This is a genomic window from Segatella copri (assembly GCF_019249765.2).
GTDB lineage: Bacteria > Bacteroidota > Bacteroidia > Bacteroidales > Bacteroidaceae > Prevotella > Prevotella copri_K.
In genome coordinates, this window is sequence record NZ_CP152484.1 from 1,166,080 (window position 1) to 1,191,215 (window position 25,136).

General features: G+C 44.6%; 22 protein-coding genes and 1 pseudogene. All 23 read left to right on the forward strand.

What is annotated here, in order from left to right; translation table 11 throughout:
- Nucleotides 1-31 precede the first annotated feature (31 nt).
- The 23 genes and pseudogenes from rho (at nucleotide 32) to traM (ending at nucleotide 25,126) form a co-directional block, all read left to right on the forward strand.
- Nucleotides 32-2,251, forward strand: a complete 2,220-nt coding sequence (rho, locus tag KUA46_RS05145) for a transcription termination factor Rho (protein WP_218486562.1) — start codon at nucleotides 32-34, stop codon at nucleotides 2,249-2,251.
- Nucleotides 2,252-2,513: 262 nt separating this feature from the next.
- On the forward strand, nucleotides 2,514-3,386 hold the full coding sequence (locus KUA46_RS05150) for a nucleoside phosphorylase (protein WP_006846571.1): 873 nt from the start codon (nucleotides 2,514-2,516) through the stop codon (nucleotides 3,384-3,386).
- A 126-nt stretch (nucleotides 3,387-3,512) separates the two neighbouring features.
- Nucleotides 3,513-4,916, forward strand: a complete 1,404-nt coding sequence (gene mnmE / locus KUA46_RS05155; RefSeq protein WP_218486563.1) for a tRNA uridine-5-carboxymethylaminomethyl(34) synthesis GTPase MnmE — start codon at nucleotides 3,513-3,515, stop codon at nucleotides 4,914-4,916.
- Between the two features lie 328 nt (nucleotides 4,917-5,244).
- Complete coding sequence (locus KUA46_RS05160) at nucleotides 5,245-6,753, forward strand: helix-turn-helix domain-containing protein (RefSeq protein WP_218486564.1); 1,509 nt, start codon at nucleotides 5,245-5,247, stop codon at nucleotides 6,751-6,753.
- 89 nt (nucleotides 6,754-6,842) lie between these two features.
- Nucleotides 6,843-8,024: a site-specific integrase gene (locus tag KUA46_RS05165; protein WP_218486565.1), complete on the forward strand. Its 1,182-nt coding sequence runs from the start codon at nucleotides 6,843-6,845 to the stop codon at nucleotides 8,022-8,024.
- A 166-nt stretch (nucleotides 8,025-8,190) separates the two neighbouring features.
- Nucleotides 8,191-8,889, forward strand: coding sequence for a hypothetical protein (locus KUA46_RS05170; protein WP_218459436.1), 699 nt, complete (start codon nucleotides 8,191-8,193; stop codon nucleotides 8,887-8,889).
- A gap of 13 nt (nucleotides 8,890-8,902) precedes the next feature.
- Complete coding sequence (locus KUA46_RS05175; protein WP_094881202.1) at nucleotides 8,903-9,277, forward strand: helix-turn-helix domain-containing protein; 375 nt, start codon at nucleotides 8,903-8,905, stop codon at nucleotides 9,275-9,277.
- 290 nt (nucleotides 9,278-9,567) lie between these two features.
- Nucleotides 9,568-10,293 (forward strand): hypothetical protein, encoded by a 726-nt coding sequence (locus KUA46_RS05180; protein WP_218486566.1) that lies wholly within the window; start codon nucleotides 9,568-9,570, stop codon nucleotides 10,291-10,293.
- A 173-nt stretch (nucleotides 10,294-10,466) separates the two neighbouring features.
- Nucleotides 10,467-10,805, forward strand: a complete 339-nt coding sequence (locus tag KUA46_RS05185; protein WP_094881200.1) for a helix-turn-helix domain-containing protein — start codon at nucleotides 10,467-10,469, stop codon at nucleotides 10,803-10,805.
- 196 nt (nucleotides 10,806-11,001) lie between these two features.
- Complete coding sequence (locus tag KUA46_RS05190) at nucleotides 11,002-12,054, forward strand: AAA family ATPase (RefSeq protein WP_434725815.1); 1,053 nt, start codon at nucleotides 11,002-11,004, stop codon at nucleotides 12,052-12,054.
- Nucleotides 12,055-12,124: 70 nt separating this feature from the next.
- Nucleotides 12,125-13,075, forward strand: coding sequence for a toprim domain-containing protein (locus tag KUA46_RS05195; RefSeq protein ID WP_118139841.1), 951 nt, complete (start codon nucleotides 12,125-12,127; stop codon nucleotides 13,073-13,075).
- Between the two features lie 343 nt (nucleotides 13,076-13,418).
- Nucleotides 13,419-13,832, forward strand: coding sequence for a hypothetical protein (locus KUA46_RS05200; RefSeq protein WP_238405100.1), 414 nt, complete (start codon nucleotides 13,419-13,421; stop codon nucleotides 13,830-13,832).
- 22 nt (nucleotides 13,833-13,854) lie between these two features.
- Nucleotides 13,855-14,166 carry a DUF4134 domain-containing protein gene (locus KUA46_RS05205; RefSeq protein WP_181976460.1) on the forward strand — a complete coding sequence of 104 codons (312 nt, stop codon included), beginning with the start codon at nucleotides 13,855-13,857 and terminating at the stop codon, nucleotides 14,164-14,166.
- An 85-nt stretch (nucleotides 14,167-14,251) separates the two neighbouring features.
- Complete coding sequence (locus tag KUA46_RS05210) at nucleotides 14,252-14,608, forward strand: DUF4134 domain-containing protein (RefSeq protein ID WP_218486567.1); 357 nt, start codon at nucleotides 14,252-14,254, stop codon at nucleotides 14,606-14,608.
- A gap of 29 nt (nucleotides 14,609-14,637) precedes the next feature.
- A complete protein-coding gene (locus KUA46_RS05215) occupies nucleotides 14,638-14,940 on the forward strand; it encodes a DUF4133 domain-containing protein (protein ID WP_218486568.1) in 303 nt (100 codons plus the stop codon).
- Between the two features lie 151 nt (nucleotides 14,941-15,091).
- Nucleotides 15,092-17,632 (forward strand): annotated as a pseudogene (locus KUA46_RS05220) (TraG family conjugative transposon ATPase); the annotation flags it as partial.
- 28 nt (nucleotides 17,633-17,660) lie between these two features.
- Nucleotides 17,661-20,222, forward strand: coding sequence for a hypothetical protein (locus KUA46_RS05225; protein ID WP_218486570.1), 2,562 nt, complete (start codon nucleotides 17,661-17,663; stop codon nucleotides 20,220-20,222).
- A complete protein-coding gene (locus tag KUA46_RS05230) occupies nucleotides 20,200-20,943 on the forward strand; it encodes a hypothetical protein (RefSeq protein ID WP_218486571.1) in 744 nt (247 codons plus the stop codon). Before KUA46_RS05225 ends, KUA46_RS05230 begins: the two co-directional genes overlap by 23 nt.
- Before the next feature lie 25 nt (nucleotides 20,944-20,968).
- Nucleotides 20,969-21,748, forward strand: coding sequence for a DUF5045 domain-containing protein (locus KUA46_RS05235; RefSeq protein WP_218486572.1), 780 nt, complete (start codon nucleotides 20,969-20,971; stop codon nucleotides 21,746-21,748).
- Between the two features lie 3 nt (nucleotides 21,749-21,751).
- A complete protein-coding gene (locus tag KUA46_RS05240) occupies nucleotides 21,752-22,882 on the forward strand; it encodes a hypothetical protein (protein ID WP_118139845.1) in 1,131 nt (376 codons plus the stop codon).
- 28 nt (nucleotides 22,883-22,910) lie between these two features.
- Entirely contained in the window at nucleotides 22,911-23,525 is a 615-nt protein-coding gene (gene traK / locus KUA46_RS05245) for a conjugative transposon protein TraK (RefSeq protein ID WP_118079520.1), read from the forward strand.
- Between the two features lies 1 nt (nucleotide 23,526).
- Nucleotides 23,527-23,949, forward strand: coding sequence for a hypothetical protein (locus KUA46_RS05250; protein ID WP_218486573.1), 423 nt, complete (start codon nucleotides 23,527-23,529; stop codon nucleotides 23,947-23,949).
- Complete coding sequence (gene traM / locus KUA46_RS05255; protein WP_218486574.1) at nucleotides 23,927-25,126, forward strand: conjugative transposon protein TraM; 1,200 nt, start codon at nucleotides 23,927-23,929, stop codon at nucleotides 25,124-25,126. Before KUA46_RS05250 ends, traM begins: the two co-directional genes overlap by 23 nt.
- Nucleotides 25,127-25,136 lie beyond the last annotated feature (10 nt).

Consider the following 25,136-nt stretch of genomic DNA (forward strand, 5'->3'; position numbering starts at 1 on the left):
AAGAAAATCATTAATATACAATATATAATATATGTATAGCAAAGAAGAATTACAAGCAAAGAGTGTCGTTCAGTTGAAGGACATTGCCAAGGAACTTGGAGCCAAGGTAAAGAAGAGCGATAACAAGGGAACTATCGTCTACGCCATTCTCGACGCCCAGGCAGAACAGCCAGCTCCTGAAGCAGCCCCTAAGCGTAAGCGCACCCGCATTGCAACCAAGAAAGAAGACCGTGTTTATTCCGTACACGGTAATGAAGGAGAGAATTTCGACGTGCAGAAGAACCAGGTATTGGGTCCTAACGGCGGCGAGACTGCTCCTCAGGCTATGAGCGAAACTGCCCCAGCCCCAGCGGTTGAGGAAGAAATCCAGTTCAGCCCGGCAGAGCAGAGTTTACAATCAGCTGCCCAGAAGCAGACTCTAAACCAATCAGGCGAAGACATCGAGGCTCAGGTACTTGCCAACTTCCCGAAACACCGCGGCAGAAGAAGCAAGGCTGAACTCGAAGCTATTGCAGAAGCCAGAGCAGCTGCCATCAGAAAGCATCAGGCGGTAAAAGCCGAGCTAGAAGCGCAGATGGCGAAAGATGCACAGGAGACGGCTAACCAGCAGGCTGCTCCTGAGGCAGAACAGCCGGAAGAGGCAACAGCCGATAACCAGCAGACTGCACCTGAGCAGGCAGCAGCTCCTGAGCAGGCAGCCGTTCCTGAAGAGCAGTTCTCTGCCGGAAACGCAGAGAGCGCTAACATCAGCGGCGATTTGCAGGCGATGCTCCAGGCTAAGATGAATGCACAGAACGCAGCAGCTCCAGCTCCAGCAGCCACTCCGGCTCCAGCTGAGGAGGCAAAGGAAGAAGCTACTGAAAAAACTGCAACCGATAAGAAACAGGAGTCAGCTCCTATCCACTATACTGAAGGTATGAAGGTAGAACTCGATGCAGACGGAACCTGGAAGGGTGATCCGGGCGATGGAACCGATTTCATCCCGGTAGTCGACATTCCTATCGAAGACCAGGCTGCCATTCCTACTGTCGACATCTTCGACCGTCCTACCACTCCGCAGACTTCTCACCAGCACACACCTGCTGCTGCCCCTGCAGCCAAGAACAAGCAGGAAGCACCAGCTTACGATTTCAGCAATCTCGTGAAATCCAACGGTGTGCTCGAAGTGATTTCAGAGGGCTACGGATTCCTGCGCAGCAGCGATTACAATTACCTTTCTTCACCGGACGATGTTTATGTAGCATCCAGCTTCGTCAAGAAGTTCGGTCTGAAGACTGGCGATGTCATCGAGTGCAAGGTTCGTCCGCCTCACGAGGGCGAGAAATACTTCCCGCTCACCAGCATCATCAAGATCAATGGCCGTGACCCGTCAGAGGTTCGTGACCGTGTTCCTTTCGAGCACCTCACCCCACTCTTCCCTGATGAGAAGTTCAATCTCTGTGGCGACCGCCGCACCACCAATCTCAGCACCCGCATCGTAGACCTCTTCTCGCCAATCGGTAAGGGTCAGCGTGCGCTCATCGTGGCTCAGCCTAAGACCGGTAAGACCATCCTCATGAAGGATATTGCCAACGCCATCGCAGCCAACCATCCTGAGGCTTACCTCATGATGCTGCTCATCGACGAGCGTCCTGAGGAGGTTACCGACATGGCCCGCACCGTGAATGCAGAGGTTATCGCCTCTACCTTCGACGAGCCAGCAGAGCGCCATGTCAAGATTGCCGGAATCGTGCTCGAGAAGGCTAAGAGAATGGTAGAATGCGGACACGATGTTGTCATCTTCCTCGATTCTATCACCCGTCTCGCCCGTGCCTACAACACCACAGCTCCTGCATCTGGTAAGGTGCTCACCGGTGGTGTAGATGCAAACGCCCTCCAGAAACCTAAGCGTTTCTTCGGTGCTGCGCGTAACATCGAAGGCGGCGGTTCGCTCACCATCATCGCTACTGCCCTCATCGATACAGGTAGTAAGATGGATGAAGTCATCTTCGAGGAGTTCAAGGGAACCGGTAACATGGAGTTGCAGCTCGACCGCTCACTCAGCAACAAGCGCATCTTCCCTGCTGTCAACCTCATTTCTTCGTCTACCCGTCGCGACGATCTGCTGCAGGACAAGACAACGCTCGACCGCATGTGGATTCTGCGCAAGTATCTGTCAGATATGAACGCTATCGAGGCGATGAGCACCATCCACAAGAATATGCAGCATACTCGCAACAACGACGAGTTCCTGCTCTCTATGAATTCATAACCCAAGTTTAGCAAGTGGTTTAAGTACGGGCTAGGAGCTTCTGCCCTTTCAGGGCGTGTGGAGCAAAAACTAGTATATAAAAGAAGAGAGATTTGAAAGAGAAGGGCAAGTTCCATTTTCGGGATTTGCCCTTCGTGTTTTTTACTGTTTAAAATCATTAAAAAAATATCGCATTTCATTTTTTATTCGTATCTTTGCTTATCTAAACACAGAGGGGCGCAAAGCCCTAATATAAAATGTATAACTTAAAATCAAAAGAACCATGAGCAAATATTTTGCAGAATCAGAATTGATTATCAATGAAGACGGAAGCTGCTTCCACCTTCATCTTCGCCCGGAACAAGTGGCTGATAAAGTAATCCTCGTTGGCGACCCAGGTCGCGTAGCCCTCGTAGCCTCCCATTTCGATGAGAAGGAATGCGAAGTCTCAAGTCGGGAATTCCACGCCATCACCGGCACATATAAAGGCAAGCGAATCACCGTGCAGAGCACCGGAATAGGATGCGATAATATCGATATCGTAGTCAACGAGCTCGATGCGCTGAAGAACATCGATTTCAAAACCCGCACCGAGAAACCCGAGCACACCACGCTCACCCTCGTGCGCATCGGAACCTGCGGCGGCCTGCAGCTCAACTGCCCTGCCGGAACCTTCGTAGCCTCGCAGAAGAGCATCGGTTTCGACGGACTCATCAACTTCTATGCCCGTCGCAACGAAATCTGCGACCTCGAAACAGAGGCAGAATTCAAGCGCCAGGTAAAATGGAACGACCAGATTGGCAATCCATACTGTGTAGACAACAATCCGGAACTGCTCAACCAGATAGCCGGCGATGATATGGTACGCGGAATTACCATAGCCTGTGGCGGTTTCTACGGACCTCAGGGCCGCGAACTCCGTGCCCCACTTGCCGACCCGGAACTTAATCAGAAGATTGAAGCATTCGAGTATAACGGTCTGCGCGTCAACAACTTCGAGATGGAGAGTTCAGCCCTCGCCGGTCTTTCCCTTCTCCTCGGTCATAAGGCATTAACCTGCTGCATGGTCATCGCCAACCGCCGTGCCCTCAGCGCCAACACCGGTTACAAGAGCACCATCGACAATTTGATAAAAGTTGTATTAGATAGAATCTAGCTCCATTGCAGCAATACGCCCTGAAAGGGCAGAAGCTCCTAGCCCAGGGCAACACCCTGGGTTAAAACAGCAAACACCCCCTGTCGCCCTGTAAGGGCAAAAGCTTTAAAAGAAAGAAACAAATAAATGAAGAATCAAGAAGAATGTATCTGCGCCCTGGCAACCCCAGCCGGCGGTGCTATCGGAATTATCCGACTCAGCGGCTCCGACGCCATTACCCTCACCGACAAAATCTTCCAGTCTGCCAACGGCAAATCCCTGGAAGAAGCCAAGCCCTACACGCTGCATTATGGCGAAATCAAGGATAAGGATGGCAACACCATCGATGATGTACTGGTGAGCGTGTTCCGTGCACCCCACAGTTATACAGGCGAGAACTCCACCGAGATTTCCTGTCATGGCAGCCGATACATTCTTCAGCAGGTTCTCCATCGCTTTACGGAGGTAGGATGTCGCCAGGCAGAACCGGGCGAATACACCCGTCGTGCCTATCTCAACGGCAAGATGGACCTCTCTCAAGCAGAAGCCGTAGCTGATCTCATCGCCTCTACCAACAAGGCAACCCACAAGATGGCGCTCAGCCAACTGAAGGGTCATTTCAGCAACGAACTCTCCCTCCTTCGCGAAAAATTATTAAAGATGACTTCGCTCCTGGAGTTGGAACTCGACTTCAGCGACCACGAAGAACTGGAGTTTGCCGACCGCAGCGAACTCCAGGCACTAGCCGAAGAAATCAATCACAAGATTACCACCCTCGCCCACTCCTTCGAAACCGGCAATGCCCTGAAGCAGGGAGTAGCCGTAGCCATCGTAGGCAAGACGAATGTGGGCAAGAGCACCCTGCTCAACCGTCTGCTCCACGAGGAGAAGGCAATCGTGAGCGACATTCACGGAACCACCCGAGATGTAATCGAAGACACCACCCTCATCGACGGAATCACCTTCCGCTTTATTGACACAGCCGGAATCCGCAAGACGGATGATGTGGTAGAAAACATCGGAATAGAGCGCACTTTCCAGAAGATGGAAGAGGCGAAGATAGTAATCTGGCTATTAGATGAGCAGCCGTCAGCCTCAGAAATCAAGGAGATGAAGCTGAAGAACCAGGGCAAGAAGCTGCTGGTAGTATTTAATAAGATGGATAAACTTGAGAATGATAAACTTGCGTTCGATAAATTCACCCATTCCTGTGGCTCAGATTCCAGTGAATCAGAATCCCCACTCTTCATCAGTGCCCGCACAGGCGAGAACGTTTCATCCCTGGAGCAGGCATTAGTAAAAGCCGCTGATATTCCTGAGATTACCGAGAACGACGTCATCATAACGAGTGCCCGCCACTACGAGGCCCTACTCCGTGCCCATGATTCCCTCTCCCGAGTATTGGAGTCGATGGAAATGGGCATGAGCGGCGACATCATCGCCGAAGACCTGAAAATGGTATTGGAAGAATTGGGTGAAATCACTGGCGGACAGATCAGTAGCCAGGAAACGCTAAACAATATCTTCAAGCACTTTTGCATCGGAAAGTAACCCCCTGTACAGCTCTAAAACGAACATTTTTATAACTGATTGCAAGCCATCTACTTAGGTGGCTTTTTTCGTCTTAACACATTCCATTTGTAATTTGCTGAAACCAATATTTTGGTGTATTTTTGGCTCAAATTTCATTCGTGGCCCTCAATTCTGTGAGAAAATGGAAAGGAAAAAATCTATGTTTTGGTACCTTCTGAGACAAAATGAGACAGTTTCAATCCTTCGACCATTTCTCATGTTTGGCACCTCGTGAGAAATACTGAGAATATGTGAGACAGTCTGAGACAAAATCGACGACCTCATTAACCAAAAAGAGCATGTAAAAATGAGAATAATTAAGGTGTGTGGAGTCTGTGGAAAGGAGTTTGTTGCCAGCAAAATGACCAGTAAATACTGTTCAAGACGCTGTGAACGTGTCGCTTTCCGGAAAAGAGAATCCGAAAAGAAGAAAAATGAGAAAGAAAGTGCCGAAGCTTTGCGTGAGGAAGAGAAGGTAAAATCCTTGCGAGAAAAGGCATTCCTTACCCCGAAAGACGTTGGCGTTCTATTCGGTGTAAGCCGTGCTACCGTATATAGATATTTCCAAACTGGTATTGTTAAAGCTATAAAAATTAGAAATAAAACTTTTGTTAGAACATCAGACCTAGATAAGATGTTCGATGAAGCTTCACCATACAAGAAGAGAAAATATCAAATCAAGGAAGAGCAGGAGTATTATACCCTTCGTGAAATCATGGATAAATATCACATCGGTCGCAAAGCCGTATGGGGACGTTGTGACCGTATGGGTATTCCAAAAGTTTATGAAGGTCGTAACACCTTCTTCAGTAAAAAGGCTGTTGATGCTAAGTTTGCAGATCTTCTTGAAGAAATCAATCTAGACAACTACTATACAATGGATCAGGTGATGGACATGTATGGTATGACTCGAACTAATGCAATGAGTTTTGTTACTTATCATAAGGTACCAAGAGTTAACCGTAATGGTAAGGCTTACTATTCCAAGATACATATTGATAGTATCAAGCAAAAAGGCAATGAGGTAGATCCGGACTGGTACACTTACGAAGAGATTTCAGAAAAGTATGGCCTAACAAAGGATCAGATTAGCTACACTCTTAAAAATTATGATGTAAGGACTGAGAAGCGAGGTAAGTTCACGATGATATATAGAACCGACTTCGACAAGATTACTCAACAGCGAATGGGCAACACCAAGAAAGTTGAGAACTTGGATGGTACAGAACGTGTCATCTTCCAACCAAAAGCACAGGAGAGAGCATGTCCTCCTACTCCAGAAGGATATTACTCAACTGAGGAAGTGGCAGAAATGTTCAAGATTACCATCAAGCATGTCGGTGTGATGACCAGAGAGAACAAAACTCCTAAAATAGCTCTTAAAAATTTCAACTTCTATGAGAAGAAGGCCATTGACATCCTGTATAATCAGAAACATAAGTATGCGGATATAAATGACTGGATTACTCCTGAAGAGATGAGAGATACCTACAAGATGACGCATGATGCAGTACGTTCATTCATCCACAGGCATAAGATACCTTCAAAAGTAGAATATGGAGTAACCTACTATTCAAAGCAGCACATCCAGGCGCTGAAGACTGGATATTTCGAAGGAAGAGAACGCTACTATTCCGTAGAAGAAGCAATGAAGAAGTATGGAATGACTAAGGATATTGTTCATTATTACGTCAAGCATTACAAAGTCACTAAAGTAAAGAAGGGACAATTCATGTTCTTTAGAAAAGAAGAATTCGACAGACTCATGGAAAAACGTTTCAAAAATGATGATTTGAAAACAGATTATACTGAATAGTATGATTTACTTTCTCTTTACTGCTGTCAATGTAGTATCATTTAGGAATTTTGCAACCGAATTTTATTAATTCAAAAATCAGATATATTATGCAAGTATGTAAAACCGTTAAGCTTCGTATGCGTGACAGACGCAACGGAACAAAGTCACTTTTCCTGGACTTCTGGCCAGGATATAGAGACCCGGAGACGATGGAGTTGATACGCCGTCGCTCACTTGGCATGTACATTTATGCCGATCCTGCCAACAAGCAGCAGAAGCTCTACAATGAGAAGATTCTCGCCAAGGCAGAAGCTATTCGTTGTAAGGTGTACATTGATGTTCTCGATGAGAAGTATGATTTCTTCAACCGTGACAGATTGAAGGAGGACTTTCTCGGATATTTCAGAAATATGGTCAATCGCAACTATGTGAAGTGTGATGCAGCCTACAAGCATTTCGAGAAGTTCTGTAAAGGCAAATGTACATTTGAGATGCTTGATGTTCTTTACTGTAACAAGTATATGGAATATCTCCTTGATACCAAAGTGTCATCAAGAGGTGGACATGTTATCAAGAAGTCTATTTCAAGAAATACGGCATCAGCCTATTGGAATGTGTTCAAGCAGGTCTTGACAAAGGCATACCGTGAGCGAAGGCTGACAGATGATCTTGCCAGCCTTTTGGAAAACATTTCATGTACAACGCCAGTGAAGCAAAGTCTTACATTGGAGGAAGTTAGAAGAATGTATGCCACTGAATGTTCTATTCCGGTGGTTCGAAAGGCGGCATTATTCTCCTGTCTTACAGGTCTCCGTATCAGTGACATCCTGAGATTGAAATGGGAGAATATCCGTAGCTATGCTGATGGTGGATATTATCTGGATTTCATTTGCGTGAAGACAAAATGCCAGACCCAGGTTCCAATTGGCGATGATGCTTATGCTCTAATCCATCCAAAGACCAACAGAACATATATCTTTCAAGGTTTCAAACGTACTATGACGTATGGTGTGATGCAGAGCTGGCTGAAAGAGTGCGGTATCGAAAAGCATATCACCTTCCACTGTTACCGTCATACGTATGCCTCGTTGCAGCTCGAACTTGGTACAGACATATATACCGTTCAGCATCTGCTCAACCATAAGAATGTCAGCACGACACAGATCTACGCTTCCCACGCAAACCCAAAAACACGTGAGGCAGCAGGTAGAATTACGTTAACGAACGTGAAAGACGACGAGAAGCCAACAGAAAGTACGATACACCCAAAAGCAAATAAGAGAAAATAAGATTATAAAAAGGCAAAAAAGAGAAACTAAAATATAGTTTAAAGCGTTGAAACACAGAATAATAAATAGTGTTTAAGAGACGCATTTTGTTGATACGAAATAGTAGAAAATAGCAAGATTCTCTATATCTTTGCAGCCACAAAAACTCCAAAAAGTAACAATTGCAATGATTAAAAAGTTAAAAGAGAACTTCTTGATTCTCCTCATTTCGAATATGCTCACCATCATTATGATAGTAGTCGCTCCAAGAATATATGGAGCGATTGCTAACCTGATGATGACAGTTTCCGACTCAGATTCCGGTTTCTCTTTGCCGATGATATTCTACTATATATCATTTGCCATCATTGTCTGTGCATTCATGTGCTTACGTAAGCCGCAAGCTGTGAGAGACATCGTGATCAACAACAGTATTTCTTCCAATGAACCATCCATATCGGATGTGGAGAAAGCAGAAGAAATGCGTGAACGCTATCGCAATAGGCAGTATAGTCTTGAAAGCTCAAAATATGATGCGGTCAAAGACTACACCTACTCTGTACTTTCGCCATATATGACAGATGAGTACTTGGAGATACTGTGCCAGAACATCAAACTGTACGACATCCCTGAATCATGTATTGTTCCTGTGAAGACAAATGGAACCTTGAATACTCTCGACATCAGGCATTATTCCTGGAATATTGGAGAACGCCTTGGTTGGAGCGGTCAGAAACGAGCAACCTTCATCAAGCTGTGTTTCCCTACCGAACTCAAAGATGTTGAAGTAGAAAGCATGAGACGTACATTAAGACAGAAGGGCAAATGCGTAATTGAGATTGATGTACCCGATTATAATGATTATCAATTTCATCATCAGAAATAAAGAAAGTTTTAATATGCAGAACGAAGAAAGACAAATAACATTCAATGACATACCGGAAGTATTGTCAGAGATACTGAAAAGATTCGATCTTCTTGACCAGTCTATGGAACTGATTCGAGAAGAAGTACGCAGGACTAAAAGACCTTCCCTGTCAGATCATATTCCAATGGATGTGAAGGAAGCTTGTGAATTTCTTAAAATCAAGAAATCCACTATGTACACTTACATACAAAACGGTGAAATCCCTGTCAATCAGAAGGGTAAGAAATATACCTTCTTTAGGGATGACCTTATCAAATGGTTAGAATCTGGCTGCAAGATAGAGGCTCCAATCAGCACCATGGAGATTAATCAGATACTCAGCAAAAGACCAAGACGAAGAATTTGAAAGGATAGATAAGTGCCTAAAATTCAGAAGCCTACATTGGATATTCCCTAATGTAGGCTTTTCTTTTGAGAAGAGTCTAAATAATCATACTGATGTTATTTTTTATACTGAATGCAGATAGATTGCACAATTTTGGTGTATCTTTGCACTGAAATGATGACTTACATAACAAATAAACGTCAAGTAAAATACACATTTCCGCCTGCTTCATTAAGTAGGCGTATATCAAATTTATTCATTAACAAAAAGTAATATGAGTCAGAAGAACAATTCCTCTGTGCTCTCTCTTTTTGTGTTTACAGTGTTCAGATCATTGTCCAAAACAAGAGATTGAGCTTTCCAAAGATGAACTTTGGACACTCTATCGTGCTGCTTACGAGCAGTACAAGTTGGAAATCCTTAACGATGGCAAGTTGTATGACAGATATGTCAACGACTTTGTTAGCTATCACCTGCCGGTCTTCTCTTCCGAGGAGCAGATCGTCCGCAACCATTTCAAGCATGTATTCAGCTTGTATGAGTTGCTTACAACCAGAAAAGACCTTGTCACTAAGTACTTCGCCAAGTCCTCATTTGAGAAAGGAGACTTTGAGACGATGGTTTATGAGTTCAACCACATTGAAGTTGTGGTTGAAAGTCCTCGCATTCTTGCTTCATTCACTCCAGAACAGATTCGACTCATTACGAAATTCGCCAATGAGTCGAATTTCTTTGTAGATGGTATCGATGAAGAAACGATGGACGGATTCTTCAAATGTGCGTTGGATGAATCTCTGGTTGTAGTCAACATGCGACAGGTTCTTCAATTGCTGTATGCTTTGTCTATCGAGAAGATGATTCCCCACAACTGGGTATCACTTATTGCGGACAATCAGCTGCTCACCCCTAAGAGTACGGGAAAGGCATCCAAGCGAGGTGCTATCAGCAGCCGACTTAGTGAACTGAAGGCTTCATCTGCAAAGTTCCCAAGTGGGGAGTTTTTGGATTTTGCAAAACAACTGAAAGAAATGCGATGAAGTAAAGTAAGTTAAACAACTGAAAAGAAAAATCTCCTTACATCCCCCCTGACACTTCCGAGTGTCAGGAGTAAGGTCAGTTGTATTAGATTTTATTGGGGTAATTTTGCCCCCGAATCGATTCAGTTTCGGGGGTAGCCCCCTTATTGTCTAACATTAAAAGTAATAAGAAAATGGGAAATAGCAAAATTGACATGAACATACTTGCCAAGAGAGTAGAACTCTTGGAAATGAGAGTAAAGGAACTCACTTCGGTAGAACCTGAGGCACTTAACGAGCGTCTTTCAAAGATTGAGGAAAGATATTTCTCAAACAAAGAGATGCTCACCACCACCGAGGTCGCTGAATATCTTGGCGTTTCTCAGTCTCAGATATACAAGCTCACCATGAACATGGAGATTCCTCACTACAAGCCACAGGGCAAAACCATCTATTTCGACAAGAAGGAGCTTTTGAAATGGATGCGCAACAACCATATCACCCCGGCACGAAAGGACAGTGCCAACAAATAGAGAAGCGTTATGAAAGACAGAAAGAAAAACAAGACCAGAGTTTATTCTGATGTCCAACTGACGGCTCTCTTGGAAAAGTCTGAGATAGTGATTGACCCCTCAAAGTGTAGAAATCAAATTGAAAGAAGCAATGGCAAGAGGAAGAAACAGTAAAAGTGAGAAAGAAGAGTCTGCAGCAAGTTCCTTGGAAGTAGGCATGCTGTGCAAGAGTGCTTTCAACGACAGTGAACTGGAAAGGTATCTCAGACAAGGAGAGATAAAAGCTTCAGAAAAACCGCCCGTACCACCCCAGGTGTTATGGGTCGGCGACTGTACCATTGCCACTTTCGGAAATTTCAGCGCATCAACAGGTAAGGCAAAGAGTAAAAAGACATTCAACATCACGGCGATGGTAGCAGCTGCGTTAACCAATTCGACGGTACTCAACTACCGAGCAAGTTTTCCAGAAGGAAAGAGACAAATTCTCTATTTCGATACGGAGCAGAGTCGCTATCATTGCCACAATGTTGTTGAGCGAATCTACCGACTGGCAGGACTCAGTCTTAACAAGGAAGACAAGCGCATCAAATTCTATGGTCTAAGGGAGTTCACCCCTACTCTCCGCATAGCCCTCATAGATTATGCGCTAAGAACTTTTGATGGCGTGGGACTTGTCATTATCGATGGTTTGCGAGATCTCATGTACGACATTAACAACGCCAAGGAGTCCACAGACGTAATGACGATGCTAATGGCATGGACGAGCAAGTATGATCTGCATATTCATTGTGTGCTCCACCTAAACAAGAATGACAACAATACTCGTGGTCATATTGGTACAGAGCTGGAGAATAAGGCAGAAACGGTGTTGATTATCAGTAAGAACAAGCAGGATGCCAATATCAGTGAGGTAAGACCCATGCACATGCGAGACAAAGAGTTTTCGAGCTGGGCATTCCACATTGACGACAACTCTCTGCCTGTACTTGATGTCGGTTATCACGTCACTGTTGTCAAGCCCAAAGACAAGCCGCTCACTTCTCTGCCAGACGATGTTCATACGATGGTACTTCAAAAGATATTCTCCAAGAGTACTCCACAGAGATACGTCGATCTGGTAAAGGCTCTGGGTGAAGCTTACGCCGAAGAAGGCTACAAGCGTGGTGATAATGCAGTGAAGGAGATGCTAAAGATTTTCAATGAACGAAAGCTGATAACAAAAGAAAAAGACGGCTACCATTATCACCCAACTCTGTTTCCGTCCAAGTGAGTTTACGAGTTTAAGTTTAACCGGGTATATATATATTAAACTAATATGTGCCCATAATATATGTAACAGCATGACTATAGAAGAAATTAAATCAGTCAGCATTGTGCAGTTCCTGGAATCACAGGGCTATCATCATGTCTATATATTAAAGGAGAATTATTGGTATCTGTCTCCTTTTAGGACAGAGGCATCGCCTTCATTCAATGTCAGTCCCAAGAAGAATCTATGGAATGACTTTGGAGCAGGCGAAGGTGGCAATCTCATCAATCTGGTTCAGAAAATGAACCCTTCCTGGAACAACCATGAAGTTCTGACCTATCTGGAACAGAAGATAAAGGAACACCATCTTCAGTATTCAGAGGATTATGAAGCCCAAAGAAAGGAAGATGAGAGAAAGGAAGCCTGGAAGCAAGACCAAGTTGCTCAGCGAGAGAAGGCAAAAGAAGCCAGCACCATCATTGAGCGTATTGTTGGGCTCAGTCACCCTTATCTCAGAGACTACATTTTGCAGAGACGAATAGACTATGACATAGCCAAGGAGTATTGCAAGGAAGTACATTATCGTATCTATGACAAGAGTTACTATGCCATAGCATTTGAGAATATCGAGGGCGGAATGGAAGCCAGAAACAAATACAGCAAACGAAGCATCGGCAAAAAGTCGATTTCAATCATCAGACCAAACAACGAGCCACACAAAGAATGCTGCATCTTTGAAGGTTTCTTTGATATGCTGACATATGCCAGTATCAAGAAATGGATAACAGGAAATGAGCTTTGCCTGCCACATGAATGCGACTATCTCGTTCTCAACTCTGTCAGTAACATCAAGGTTCTGATGCCATACCTGCAGGAATACTCCGTGATACATTGTTATCTTGATAACGATGATGCAGGTGCAAAGACTGTAGAGAAGATAAAAGCTGCTTATCAGGATAAGGTGATAAATGAATCTCATCGATACGTCAACTACAAAGATGTTAATGATGTAATCAATGGTATCATCAAACCACCCAAATAGTGTGAAACTGCCATGACACTAACCAATCAGGAGGTTCTCTTTCGAGAGGGTCTCCTTTTTTGTTTTATACGCCCTTTCGTTATTCTATAGTATGATTATTAAAATATTATCATACTTCTTTTATAATCTGTGTTAAGACTGAAACGGTTTTAGCTTTGTTTTTTCATTTATCGCACAAATATATGTTCCTTTGCACTGTTTTTGGGAAATACGCCGACTCGTCGGATGTAAGTTCCGAGTATGATAACAATAAAAATAACAAATAAAATTCAGATTGAAAATGTCAGGATTCGTAATTTTTGCGCTCGTCCTCACTTTTGTGTATGTAGTGTACTTTGCAGTAATGATCACATTAGACCTACATGGAAAGAAGGATGAAAAGAAAACAGAAGAAGAGACCTATGATGTAGGTGATTTGACCAATGAGGAACAGCCAGTTGCAATCGAAGAACGCAACGAGGGTCCTGACGAGGGTGATATGACCTTCACGGAGCAAATCACGGATGATGGACTCAGAGTTGTCAACCCGACAGGAAACGTGCCATATCCGCAACCTCCTTCTGGTGAAGAGCAATCGCAGCAGCCACAGTCACATACCGTGACCAGTGAAGAACTCAATGAGAAAAACGATGAGATTTTGGAGCACATAGATCCAGTGCCACAATGCAGTTACCTCTCAGATGAGTTTATGCAGAATCTCAACAATAAGCACAACACCCGAAAAATAGAAAAGAAGAATGCCAGAGATAAGCTGTAAACACAATCTTTTGTTTGCCATAATGTTAATAGGTGTCATGCTCTTCCAGCCAATGTTGGCATCTGCCAAATGCGGAGGTGTCGATTATAGCTGGGGGGCAGACGCTCTGAGCAATGCTCATGACTTTACGGTAACAATGATGCTCTATGTAGTCTATCTGGTGTATGCCATAGCAGCCATCGTAGCCATCATAGGAGCTTTACAAATCTATATAAAGATGAATACGGGCGAAGGTGATGTAACAAAATCCATCATGATGCTGATTGGTGCCTGCCTGTTCATGATAGGTACAACTATCCTGTTCCCTGCATTCTTCGGTTATAATATAGTATAAGGTAAAAAGATAGGATAACAAAACATCTCAACCTGCAGGAGAGATAAATGAGTGTAATTTTTTAAGTAACATCAAAAGAAATCAAATGAAGAAAATCAAGAATTTCGCAAAAAAACTTTTCAGTGCCAAGCGTATGAAGACGCTCACCATGCTCCTTTTCTGTGGAACATTGGCGACCTATGCACAGAATGCAGCTGGTGATTACACAGCCGGAACAGATGCCCTCGCAACTGTGACGGAGGAGATTGCCAAGTATGTACCTTTTGTGGTTAAGCTCTGCTATGCCATTGCCGGTGTAGTAGCCGTTGTAGGTGCTATCAGCGTTTACATCGCTATGAACAATGAGGAGCAGGATGTCAAGAAGAAGATCATGATGGTTGTTGGCGCATGTATCTTCCTCGTTGCTGCAGCCCAGGCTCTGCCTTTGTTCTTCGGTCTCTAATCTATCGTTCAAGCATTAAAGAATACATCATGTCAGAAGAAGTAAACGAAAATCAGTACGTAAGCTATCCCATGTTCAAGGGTCTCCAGAAGCCCCTTGAATTTATGGGGTTCCAGGGACGCTACATCACCTGGACAGCCTGTGCCGTTGGTGGAGCCATCCTCGGCTTTATCATAGCATATTGCATTCTCGGCTTTGTGGTTGGTCTTGTGGTTCTTGCTGTTTCCCTCTGTTCGGGAGCCGCCCTCATCTTCTTCAAACAGAAGAAAGGGTTGCATACCAAGAAGGAAGAGCATGGTGTGTTCATCTATGCTTGTTCGCATAGAATGTAATCAAACAAAATTCAAACGTAAACAAATGAGCAAGTGTGTTGAAATCTGAATAGTGTAAATCGGTAGGCTCACCCTCTCGCAAGGATGAGCCTATCTTCATTTGATAAAAGAGCAAATAACAATGATCATATATGTAATCATAGCATTTGTAGCTATACTCATAGGCATGGCTATCTCAGTCTCTGCTTTTGGAACCGGAGGCAAACGCAAGAAGATCTTTCAGGACATCTACTTCTCTGTTGAGGATGTGGATGGCATTGGCGTGCTCTACACCAAGACTGGCGAATACTCAGCCATTTTGAAGATGGAGAACCCGGTGCAGAAGTATTCTGCCAACATAGACAGCTACTATGAGTTCAATCATCTTGTCACCGCACTTGCCCAGACCCTCGGTGAAGGCTATGCCATTCATAAGCAGGATGTCTTCGTGCGTAAGCAGTTTCAGGATGAGAGTAACGACAACCATGAGTTCTTGTCAGAGTCTTACTTCAAGTATTTCAATGGACGTTCCTATACTGACAGCCAGACTTATCTGATTATCACCCAGGAGAATAAGAAAAGCCGCATCTTCTCTTTTGACAGTAAGAAATGGCGCGACTTTATGGTGAAGATCCGAAAAGTCAAAGACCAATTGAAGGATTCCGGCATGGAAGCATCCTACCTGGACGGAAATACGGCTCGTGAATATGTTGACCGCTATTTCTCCATGAACTTCAACGACAAGACTGTGTCAATGACAAACTTCAAAGTTGATGAAGAGTCTATCAGCATGGGCAACAAACGATGCAAGGTCTATAGTCTTGTTGATGTTGACTGTGTCAGCACACCATCTATAGTCCGTCCATTCACCAATATTGAGGTGAACAATGTTTCGATGCCAGTGGATATGGTATCATTGGTTGACTGTATTCCTTCTGCAGATGTAGTAGTGTATAACCAGATGTTCTTTATTCCTAACCAGAAAAGAGAGCTCTCCCTTCTCGACAAGAAGAAAAACCGTCATGCCAGTATGCCAAATCCAAGCAACCAAATAGCCGTGGAGGACATCAAGAAGGTACAGGATGTGATAGCAAGAGAAAACAAACAGTTGGTATATGCCCACTTCAACCTTGTCGTTGGAGTACCTATAGATGCTGATATTCAGAAATGTACCAACCATCTGGAGAACTCCTTTGGTCGATTGGGCATTCATATCAGCAAAAGAGCCTACAACCAGTTGGAGCTGTTTGTCAACTCATTCCCTGGAAATTGCTACTCCACCAACCCAGAGTATGACCGTTTCCTGACTCTCAGTGATGCAGCAGCCTGTCTCATGTACAAAGAGCGCATTCAGCATAGTGAGGAAACCCCATTGAAGATTTACTATACAGACCGCCAAGGTGTGCCAGTGGCCATCGACATCAGCGGAAAGGAGGGAAAGAACAAGATAACGGATAACTCCAATTTCTTCTGCCTCGGTCCGTCTGGAAGCGGTAAGTCCTTCCACATGAATAGTGTAGTCCGTCAGATGTGGGAACAGAACACCGACGTCGTGATGGTTGATACCGGTAATTCATATGAAGGACTCTGCGAATATGTTGGTGGCAAGTATATCAGCTACACAGACGAGCATCCTATCACGATGAATCCTTTTGCCATCAAGCGTGAGGAGTTGAACATCGAGAAGATAGGCTTCCTGAAAAATCTGGTCATGCTCATCTGGAAAGGAACCCAAGGTGAAGTCACCAAGACGGAAGACCGTCTCATAGAGCAGGTTATCACGGAATACTTCGATGAATACTTCATGAAGAAACAGATAGAGAACCTGTCGTTCAACACATTCTACGAGTACAGTAAAGTCCGTATTCCTCAGATTATAAAGGAGAACAATCTGGCAGGAATTGACTTGGCATCCTACAACTATCTGCTGAAGGACTTCTACAAGGGTGGTAGTCATGAGCTTACACTCAATGAGAACCTCGACACAAAGCTGTTTGATGAGACCTTCATCGTCTTTGAGATTGACTCCATCAAGGATGACCCTCTCCTCTTCCCTCTTGTTACACTTATCATCATGGACGTTTTCATTCAGAAGATGCGTATCAAGAAGAACCGTAAGGTGCTTGTCATCGAGGAGGCATGGAAAGCCATAGCTTCGCCAATGATGGCAGAATATATCAAGTACCTCTACAAGACAGCCCGTAAGTTCTGGGCATCGGTGGGTGTGGTTACTCAGGAGATCCAGGACATCGTGGGAAGTCCTATCGTGAAGGAAGCCATCATCAACAACTCTGATGTGGTGATGCTGCTTGACCAAAGTAAGTTCCGTGAACGTTTCGACGAGATCAAGGCAATCCTGGGTTTGACAGATGTGGACTGCAAGAAGATCTTCACCATCAACCGCCTTGAAAACAAAGAAGGCAGAAGCTTCTTCCGAGAAGTCTTTATCCGAAGAGGAAGTGTCGGAGGCGTGTTTGGTGTAGAAGAACCTCACGAGTGCTATATGACCTATACCACCGAGCGAGCTGAGAAGGAAGCCTTGAAGCTCTACAAGAAAGAGTTGCAATGCGACCATCAGCATGCCATCGAAGCCTATTGCCGAGACTGGGAACTGTCAGGGATCACCAAATCCTTGCCATTTGCCCAAAAGGTGAACCAGACTGGTCATGTGCTGAACCTCAAACCCAAGAGGAAATTTGATGAGTATATGTAACAAGTCATAAACAATAATATTCAGACAAATGAAACGCTATCTGATAATACTTACTCTCTATCTCTGTGCCGTAGTACCGATGATGGCGCAGTACTACAGTGTTAACTATGACAAGCGCACTGTAGAAGCAATGACAGCCGCTTTTGCAACAGAGGCAGCTACTGAGGCGTATTATGCCGAACAGGTAGCTAAGATACGTGATCACTATCAGGCGGCAGAGGTGGCAGCGGCAGGAATCTTCACATCTAAGTTCCTTGACCGCAAAGCCCTCACCCATCTGGGACTATGGACAAGTGCCACTGAGAACTACTATTACCGCCGTATCTATAACATGGTGTCGGCCAAGATTATGCCGAAGATTTGGACTGTGGCAGGTATAATGCTCAAAAGTCCTCAGAATGCTCTCTATTGGGGAAGCTATTTATACAAGGTATGTGAAGAGACCAAGACTCTCTGCTATCAGTTCGAGTCTATCGTCACCAACAGCACCCTCTCGTTCAAGGATATAGCATTTCTGGAGATTAACCAGGAATTGGCTGCCATCCTGAAACTCTCGGAGTTGGGCAACGTGGATTGGGAAGCGATGTTTGACAACTTTTCAGGATTCGGTTCCAACTTCACCAAGGAGAATCTGAAGGAAGACATAGACAACCTGTATGCCATGGGAGTCAATCTTGCTTCTGCTGGAGCTGGCAATGTTGTAGGCTCAATCCTTGGCAACAGCAGTTTCAGTGGAACGATGATGGACAAGACAAGCAGCGTTATTGAGATTGCAGAAAATGTGTATGGACTCTACAACAGTCTGTCTGCAAATGCAGGCAACACGCTCTTGCAGTTTGTTGGAGGAAGGGACAGCATTGCAAATCTCTTCTCTTTATCGAACTACAATCTGACCTCCTGGGTAACAGACTATGCCCGTGAAGGAATGGGGCAATACTACACCCAGCGATGGTATATCTATAGAGTCGATGCCGGTAATGTGAAGCTGTGTGACTACTATCCACCAACAGACAATGATGCCATCATCAAAGGTGATCACTGGTATCGTATTAGCACAAAGGATAAAAACTATACTCCAACATCGGCAGAAAGAGAAGCTGCATTGAGAAACTCAGAAAGCCACGCTGGATGGAGTCGAAGTGATGTTCAGCAGCATAACAACTCGAATGACGGCTTCAATTATAGCATGACCTACTATATGTCAGGCTATATTCTCAGCAAGAAGAAAAGTGGTCAATATGCTAAAGCCTATGCTTACGAGATTCATGTTTCAAAGAGCTGGTATAAAAAGGAAGTTGCCTTTGAGGATGTCTTTGATTCCTACACGATGGACATGAACACGTTCAAAACCGGATTGAATGCACGCCTGAAAGAACTCAATGATAACGAGGAAGGTTACACCTACTATCTTTCAAGTGATGCAAAGAGATATTATCAGACAACCGATGCCAAGAAAATCGCAGGATGCGAAACCGCAACCATCAGTGTTACTTGTCATGGCGGTACCAAACTTGGTGAAGCATCGACCCAATACAAGTGTTCGAGTTGTGGAGGTAGCGTGAATGGTCACACCAAGCAGTGTGCCATGGCCACGAGTGTCACTCATGAAAGCGTCAACACTTCTGAGATTGATTCCAAGATTGCTGAAACAGAGAGGAAAATAGCTTCTCTACAGTCTGAAATCACAAACTTGGAGGCAGAGAATACGGAACTTCTGAGAAGAATCAAGAATTCAAATGTGAATGATGCAGCGAGGTATCGTCAACAGTACAATGCCAACAAAGACCGTATAACAGCATTGAAGTCAGATAAGAGCAAAGCCGAATCAGAACTTGCCCAGTACCAAAAGGCAAAGCAAGAGGCTATTGATGGAGAAAATGCCGTGACAGACGATTATTACCGCATTTCGGCCATCATGCAAGATTGCAAGACTGCCTATAATCTCAGTTGGAATGGTTCGGGGGCTTGGGAAGGGAATACTTTCGTTCGTACTGCTTCCATGCCGAATACCAATGGTGTCATTACTTTCAAGGCAACAGTTTCAATAGCAAGAAAGCCTAAGTACTTCATGGGCATCAAGATACACCGTGCCATCGTGCAGATTTCATGGACTCTGACCACGGAATATAGCGATACGCAAGTTGTGGCTGTAGTAAACCTCGATCCTGCTAAAACCGATGAGGAGAAAGCAGCCGAAGTGAATGCCAAACTTGCTGAGATAGCCCGTGACTATCCAGACTGTGACCCTACGGTTGAATATGCCAAGAGTAGCCCTGTGGAATCAGACAATACGGATGATACTTATCATTTGCTCTGGTCAAGTGACCGACTGGAGATTGCACGTCAGATAGACAGCCGTCTCACCAAGATATTTGCCGATCTGGTGTCATTGGAGAAGATGATGCATTACAAGCATTCCATCATAGACATTCTGAGGAGTGTCGCTCCCCCACTGAATGACGAGCAAGGCAGAAGACTGACGCTCATAGAAAAGTGCAGGAAACGATGGTTGCGACATGCAGCTGATAGCGGACATTCAGATAGTTATAACGGAAAATATGATGACGATGAAGAAGACAACAGTGAATAGCAAGATACTGACAATACTCATTTGTCTGTTGACCCTTTTGCCTTCGGTGGCAAAGGCTCAGGTGGGTTTTGATGCAGCTTCTATCGAGGCCTATATCAAAGATCACAAGCAACAGCGTAGTCTGCTGCTTGTGCGTTCCACCTTGGAGGCAAGCAATAAACTGCTGCATGACTACAGCGGCGATGCCAACATTGGATTCAGGGACATCAATAAGGAACTGGATAAGTACACCAGGGCATTTGATGTGATTGACATTCTGTATCAGTCACTCCGTACCAGTCTCAATGTGTACAGCACCTATGAGAATGTGAGTGACAAAGTCGGTGACTATAGAAAGATGCTCAATGATTTCAGGAAGAAATGCCTGGAAAGAGGAAACATCATGAGTACCGATACGCTGATCATCACCATCAACACCAAGGCTTTGGCTAAGATTGCAGATGAAGGCGACAATCTCTATAGGTCAGTCAGTGATTTGCTGCTATATGCTACTGGAGCTGCGGCATGTTCAACGTCCGACTTGCTTCTCATCATTACGAGCATCAACAACTCGCTCGACAACATCAACAAGCATCTCAACAAGGCATACTTCGAAACCTGGAAATATATCCAAGTGAGAATCGGCTATTGGAAAAAACAGGTGTACCGTGCCAAGAGCAAGGAGGAAATCATAAGTGATGCCTTTGGAAGATGGAGGGGCGCAGGATATTTAGGCTATTAGGATAATAAATAAAAATACAATGAATATGAAACATTTAATCTCTTCACGGACAGCACTTTGCTTATGTGGCTTGACGTTATGCTTTAACGCATCAGCCCAAGGATATGTGAGTTACAACCATGATGCAGCCAAGATGAATCAGATTACGGTTCAGGAGATTGGTTCTGGTGGTCTCACTCCTGCATTCTATTATGATGCCTTACACAACAGCTATCAGAAGACTGCAGCAAAAAAGAACAAGCAGTTTTTCAGAACCATGGCAGGAGTCTCTGCATATCAGCAGGTTGATGTTGCTGACAGTATCAAAGCATCTCTTACCCAACGAGCAGAAATAGAAGCACTCAACATTGCAGACCGGCAGATTGACATTGCCTGGCTTGCAGAAGGAAACAAGATCAACTCCAAGCTCTCGGACTTTCAGGCGAATATTGACCGAATAGTAAGCGCTGGTGGTTCTGTTTCAGACAAGACACGATGGACAGAATACTACAAGATGTATAAGACAGCCATCAAGGAGATGCAGGATGCCTATATGCCCAATGCCCAGCGCAAACAGCAGTATCTTGCCATCTATGATGACATTACCAAGCAGAATGAGACACTTATCTCATTTCTTATCCAACTAAGCAACAAGCGAAAGACATCATCCTTGCTTGCTGCCCGACTTGAAAGAAGAAACAATGTGGCCAGCCACGCATCATCAGCAATCAGCCGATGGCGTGAAGCAGGCAAAAAGAATATAGGAAATAACTCCGGAGGATCAGGAACTGATGACTCCGACGAAAATAACATAGTAAGACGATAAAACATGGCAGATTCAAACATCCTTTCCGATTTCGGTATCAAGATCCTCGAACAGGAGATTGATGATGTGATTTTCCTGACCAACGAGTTCCTTTGTGATGCCACGTTCACAGGCTCACAAGGTCCGTTTTGGTGGATATTGCAGATGTGTATGGCTCTAGCTGCGCTGTTCTCGATAGTCGTAGCTGGCAGTATGGCCTACAAGATGATGGTAAAGCATGAGCCGATAGACATCATGAAGCTGTTCAAGCCTCTTGTGGTCAGTGTGATCCTCTGTTGGTGGTACCCACCTGCAGATACCGGCATTACAAACAACGGCAGCAGCTGGTGTGTACTTGACTTTCTCTCCTATATTCCTAACTGCATAGGTTCATACACCCACGACTTGTATGAAGCGGAGTCCGCACAGATTGAGGATAAGTTTGAAGAAGTCCAGGAGCTCATCTATACACGTGATACTCTTTATAACTCATTACAAGCCCAGGCTGACGTAGCCCATTCTGGCACATCGGATCCAAACCTGATAGAGTCCACCATGGAACAGGCAGGTGTGGATGAAGTGACAAACATGGAAACTGATGCATCAAAGCTCTGGTTCACATCACTCACAGCTGGTGCGGTGGTAGGCATAGATAAGGTGATTATGCTCATAGCTTTGATTGTCTTCCGTATAGGTTGGTGGGCAACAATCTATTGCCAACAGATACTCCTGGGTATGCTGACGATATTCGGTCCGATACAATGGGCATTCTCTCTCTTGCCGAAATGGGAAGGAGCCTGGGCAAAGTGGCTGATACGTTATCTCACGGTACATTTCTATGGAGCAATGCTATACTTCGTGGGCTTTTATGTCCTTTTACTCTTTGATATAGTGCTCTGCATTCAGGTGGAGAACCTTACAGCCATTACCGAAAGTGAGCAGACGATGGCAGCATATCTGCAGAACTCGTTCTTCTCAGCCGGTTATCTGATGGCAGCAAGCATTGTGGCATTGAAATGTCTGAACCTCGTTCCAGACCTTGCTGCATGGATGATTCCTGAAGGAGATACAGCATTCTCTACCCGAAACTTCGGTGAAGGTGTGGCACAGCAAGCCAAGATTTCAACCCAGGGCATGATTAGCAAAGTGATGTAAACAGCAAATAATACATATATAATAAGGTATGGTAATAAAGAATCTCGAAAACAAAATCAAGTTGGTGATGATTATCTGCTCACTCTTCCTTGTGGGCTGCATCATCATCTGTATCTCCAGCATTTGGACAGCCAAGCAAATGGTTTCGGATGCTCATCAGAAAGTGTACGTGTTGGATGGCAATGTTCCTATTCTCGTTCAGCGCAGCACCATGGAAGAAACGCTCGATGTGGAAGCAAAGAGTCATGTGGAGATGTTCCATCATTACTTCTTCACTCTTGCGCCAGATGACAAGTACATCAAATATACAATGGATAAAGCCATGTATCTGGTCGATGAAACGGGTCTTGCGCAGTACAATACATTAAAGGAGAAAGGCTTCTACTCAAACATCATGGGTACGAGTGCCGTATTCAGTATCTTCTGTGACAGTATCAAGTTCGACAAGGAGAAGATGGAGTTCACCTACTATGGCAGACAGCGTATTGAGCGACGCACAAGCATTCTTACCAGAGAACTTGTGACGGCAGGTCATTTGAAGCGTGTTCCCCGTACTGACAACAACCCACATGGTTTGCTCATCACCAACTGGAGAACCCTTCTCAATAAGGATATAGAACAAAAGACCAAACTGACATATTGATATGGGATGGAAGAATATATTTATCGGTGAAAAGATGCCAGACAAAGATGATCCTCAATATCGTCAGAGATATGAGACTGAGGTGCAGGCAGGACGCAAGTTTGCCAAGACTATGAAGCTTGATGTGCTTGCAGCCAAGGTACAACTGTTTGCGAATGACCATAAACGGTTGTTCCTCTACCTTGTATTTGGTTTCATAATCTTCTGTTTTGGTCTGAACATCTACAGGTTGGTAGTGGTGTATAGTCATCAACAGTCAAGACAAAGTGCTACGGAAAGGCAAGAGCAGATGTTGCGTCTGCGACACTGCAAAGTCTGGAAAGCTGTTGAAAATGCCTACACCACGCATCCTGCCATGAATAGAGATTATCAAAAGAATAATAACGAAAAGATAGAAAACGATGGACGCATTGAAAAAGATTAACTGGAAACAGCCCAAGTATATGATACCGCTTATCATTTACTTCCCTCTGTTGTTTGTCGGCTACTTCGTCATTGACCTCTTTCATACGGAGAAGGCTGAGATTCCTGATGGTCTCACTACGACCGAGTATCTTAATCCAGACCTGCCTGATGCCAAAATGAAGGGAGACGGTATTGGTAACAAGTATGAGAGTATGCTCAAATCATACGGTAAGATAGACGATTATTCAGCAGTAGGAAACATTGAACGCAATGAAGAAGATACCAAGGAAGAGTATGATACAAAGTACTCAGATGAAGAACGTAAACAGGTGGAAGCCCAGGAAGCCGAGAAGCTCTCTGAGATGCAAAGGCAGCTACAGGAGAGCGCACAGAAAGGCCAGGAAATCGCCAAAGGCAACAATTCTGCAGAAAATGATCGCTTAGCTCGTGGCAAACAGCGTGAGCAGGAGGCGATGGAAGAACTCAATCGAGCCATTGCCCAGGCAAGGATTCAGGCTCAGCAGGTCTCTACCCCATCCATGCAGGCCGAAGTAACTGCCAAAACGGGCGATGCCAAGGAAGGAAAGGTTGAAATTCCGGAAAAGAAGAAGACCGATGATGAACCGCATGAGGTCGTCAAGAAGGTCAAGGTTACTTCCGACTACTTCAACACCCTGTGTGACAATGACAAGGAAGCTGGACTTATCAAGGCTATCATAGACGAGAACATCAAGGCGGTGGATGGATCAAGAGTACGACTTCGTCTGCTCGATGATATTGTCATCAATGAAACGGTCATTCATAAAGGCTCCTACATCTATGCCACCATGAGCGGCTTCGGTTCACAGCGTGTCAAGGGCACAGTCAAGAGTATCATGATAGATGATGACATCGTCAAGGTAAACCTTTCGCTCTATGATACCGACGGACTTGAAGGATTATATGTACCAAGCAGCCAGTTCAGAGAGACCACAAAAGATGTTGGTAGCGGTGCTTTGAGCAACACTTCAACCCTAACCAACAGCACATCTACTGGAGGTGGCAACCTGGCAAGTTGGGGAGCACAAGCCGTTACCAATGCCGTTCAGAAGACAAGCAACGCCATTAGCAAAGCCATCAAGAAGAACTCAGCCAAGCTGAAATACGGAACCTTTGTGTATCTCATCAATTCACGTTCAAACCAGAAAGAAAAATAATAAAGACATA

What these genes read in the sequence shown, in the direction of transcription:
- KUA46_RS05195 (WP_118139841.1), top strand. Translation starts at nt 12,125, where the DNA reads ATGACTATAGAAGAAATTAAATCAGTCAGCATTGTGCAGTTCCTGGAA.
- KUA46_RS05170 (WP_218459436.1), top strand. Translation starts at nt 8,191, where the DNA reads ATGATTAAAAAGTTAAAAGAGAACTTCTTGATTCTCCTCATTTCGAAT.
- KUA46_RS05250 (WP_218486573.1), top strand. Translation starts at nt 23,527, where the DNA reads ATGGGATGGAAGAATATATTTATCGGTGAAAAGATGCCAGACAAAGAT.
- KUA46_RS05230 (WP_218486571.1), top strand. Translation starts at nt 20,200, where the DNA reads ATGAAGAAGACAACAGTGAATAGCAAGATACTGACAATACTCATTTGT.
- KUA46_RS05150 (WP_006846571.1), top strand. Translation starts at nt 2,514, where the DNA reads ATGAGCAAATATTTTGCAGAATCAGAATTGATTATCAATGAAGACGGA.
- KUA46_RS05215 (WP_218486568.1), top strand. Translation starts at nt 14,638, where the DNA reads ATGTCAGAAGAAGTAAACGAAAATCAGTACGTAAGCTATCCCATGTTC.
- KUA46_RS05205 (WP_181976460.1), top strand. Translation starts at nt 13,855, where the DNA reads ATGTTAATAGGTGTCATGCTCTTCCAGCCAATGTTGGCATCTGCCAAA.
- KUA46_RS05200 (WP_238405100.1), top strand. Translation starts at nt 13,419, where the DNA reads ATGATCACATTAGACCTACATGGAAAGAAGGATGAAAAGAAAACAGAA.
- KUA46_RS05190 (WP_434725815.1), top strand. Translation starts at nt 11,002, where the DNA reads ATGCTGTGCAAGAGTGCTTTCAACGACAGTGAACTGGAAAGGTATCTC.
- traK (WP_118079520.1), top strand. Translation starts at nt 22,911, where the DNA reads ATGGTAATAAAGAATCTCGAAAACAAAATCAAGTTGGTGATGATTATC.
- KUA46_RS05175 (WP_094881202.1), top strand. Translation starts at nt 8,903, where the DNA reads ATGCAGAACGAAGAAAGACAAATAACATTCAATGACATACCGGAAGTA.
- KUA46_RS05240 (WP_118139845.1), top strand. Translation starts at nt 21,752, where the DNA reads ATGGCAGATTCAAACATCCTTTCCGATTTCGGTATCAAGATCCTCGAA.
- KUA46_RS05210 (WP_218486567.1), top strand. Translation starts at nt 14,252, where the DNA reads ATGAAGAAAATCAAGAATTTCGCAAAAAAACTTTTCAGTGCCAAGCGT.
- KUA46_RS05225 (WP_218486570.1), top strand. Translation starts at nt 17,661, where the DNA reads ATGAAACGCTATCTGATAATACTTACTCTCTATCTCTGTGCCGTAGTA.
- KUA46_RS05160 (WP_218486564.1), top strand. Translation starts at nt 5,245, where the DNA reads ATGAGAATAATTAAGGTGTGTGGAGTCTGTGGAAAGGAGTTTGTTGCC.
- KUA46_RS05185 (WP_094881200.1), top strand. Translation starts at nt 10,467, where the DNA reads ATGGGAAATAGCAAAATTGACATGAACATACTTGCCAAGAGAGTAGAA.
- KUA46_RS05165 (WP_218486565.1), top strand. Translation starts at nt 6,843, where the DNA reads ATGCAAGTATGTAAAACCGTTAAGCTTCGTATGCGTGACAGACGCAAC.
- mnmE (WP_218486563.1), top strand. Translation starts at nt 3,513, where the DNA reads ATGAAGAATCAAGAAGAATGTATCTGCGCCCTGGCAACCCCAGCCGGC.
- rho (WP_218486562.1), top strand. Translation starts at nt 32, where the DNA reads ATGTATAGCAAAGAAGAATTACAAGCAAAGAGTGTCGTTCAGTTGAAG.
- traM (WP_218486574.1), top strand. Translation starts at nt 23,927, where the DNA reads ATGGACGCATTGAAAAAGATTAACTGGAAACAGCCCAAGTATATGATA.
- KUA46_RS05235 (WP_218486572.1), top strand. Translation starts at nt 20,969, where the DNA reads ATGAAACATTTAATCTCTTCACGGACAGCACTTTGCTTATGTGGCTTG.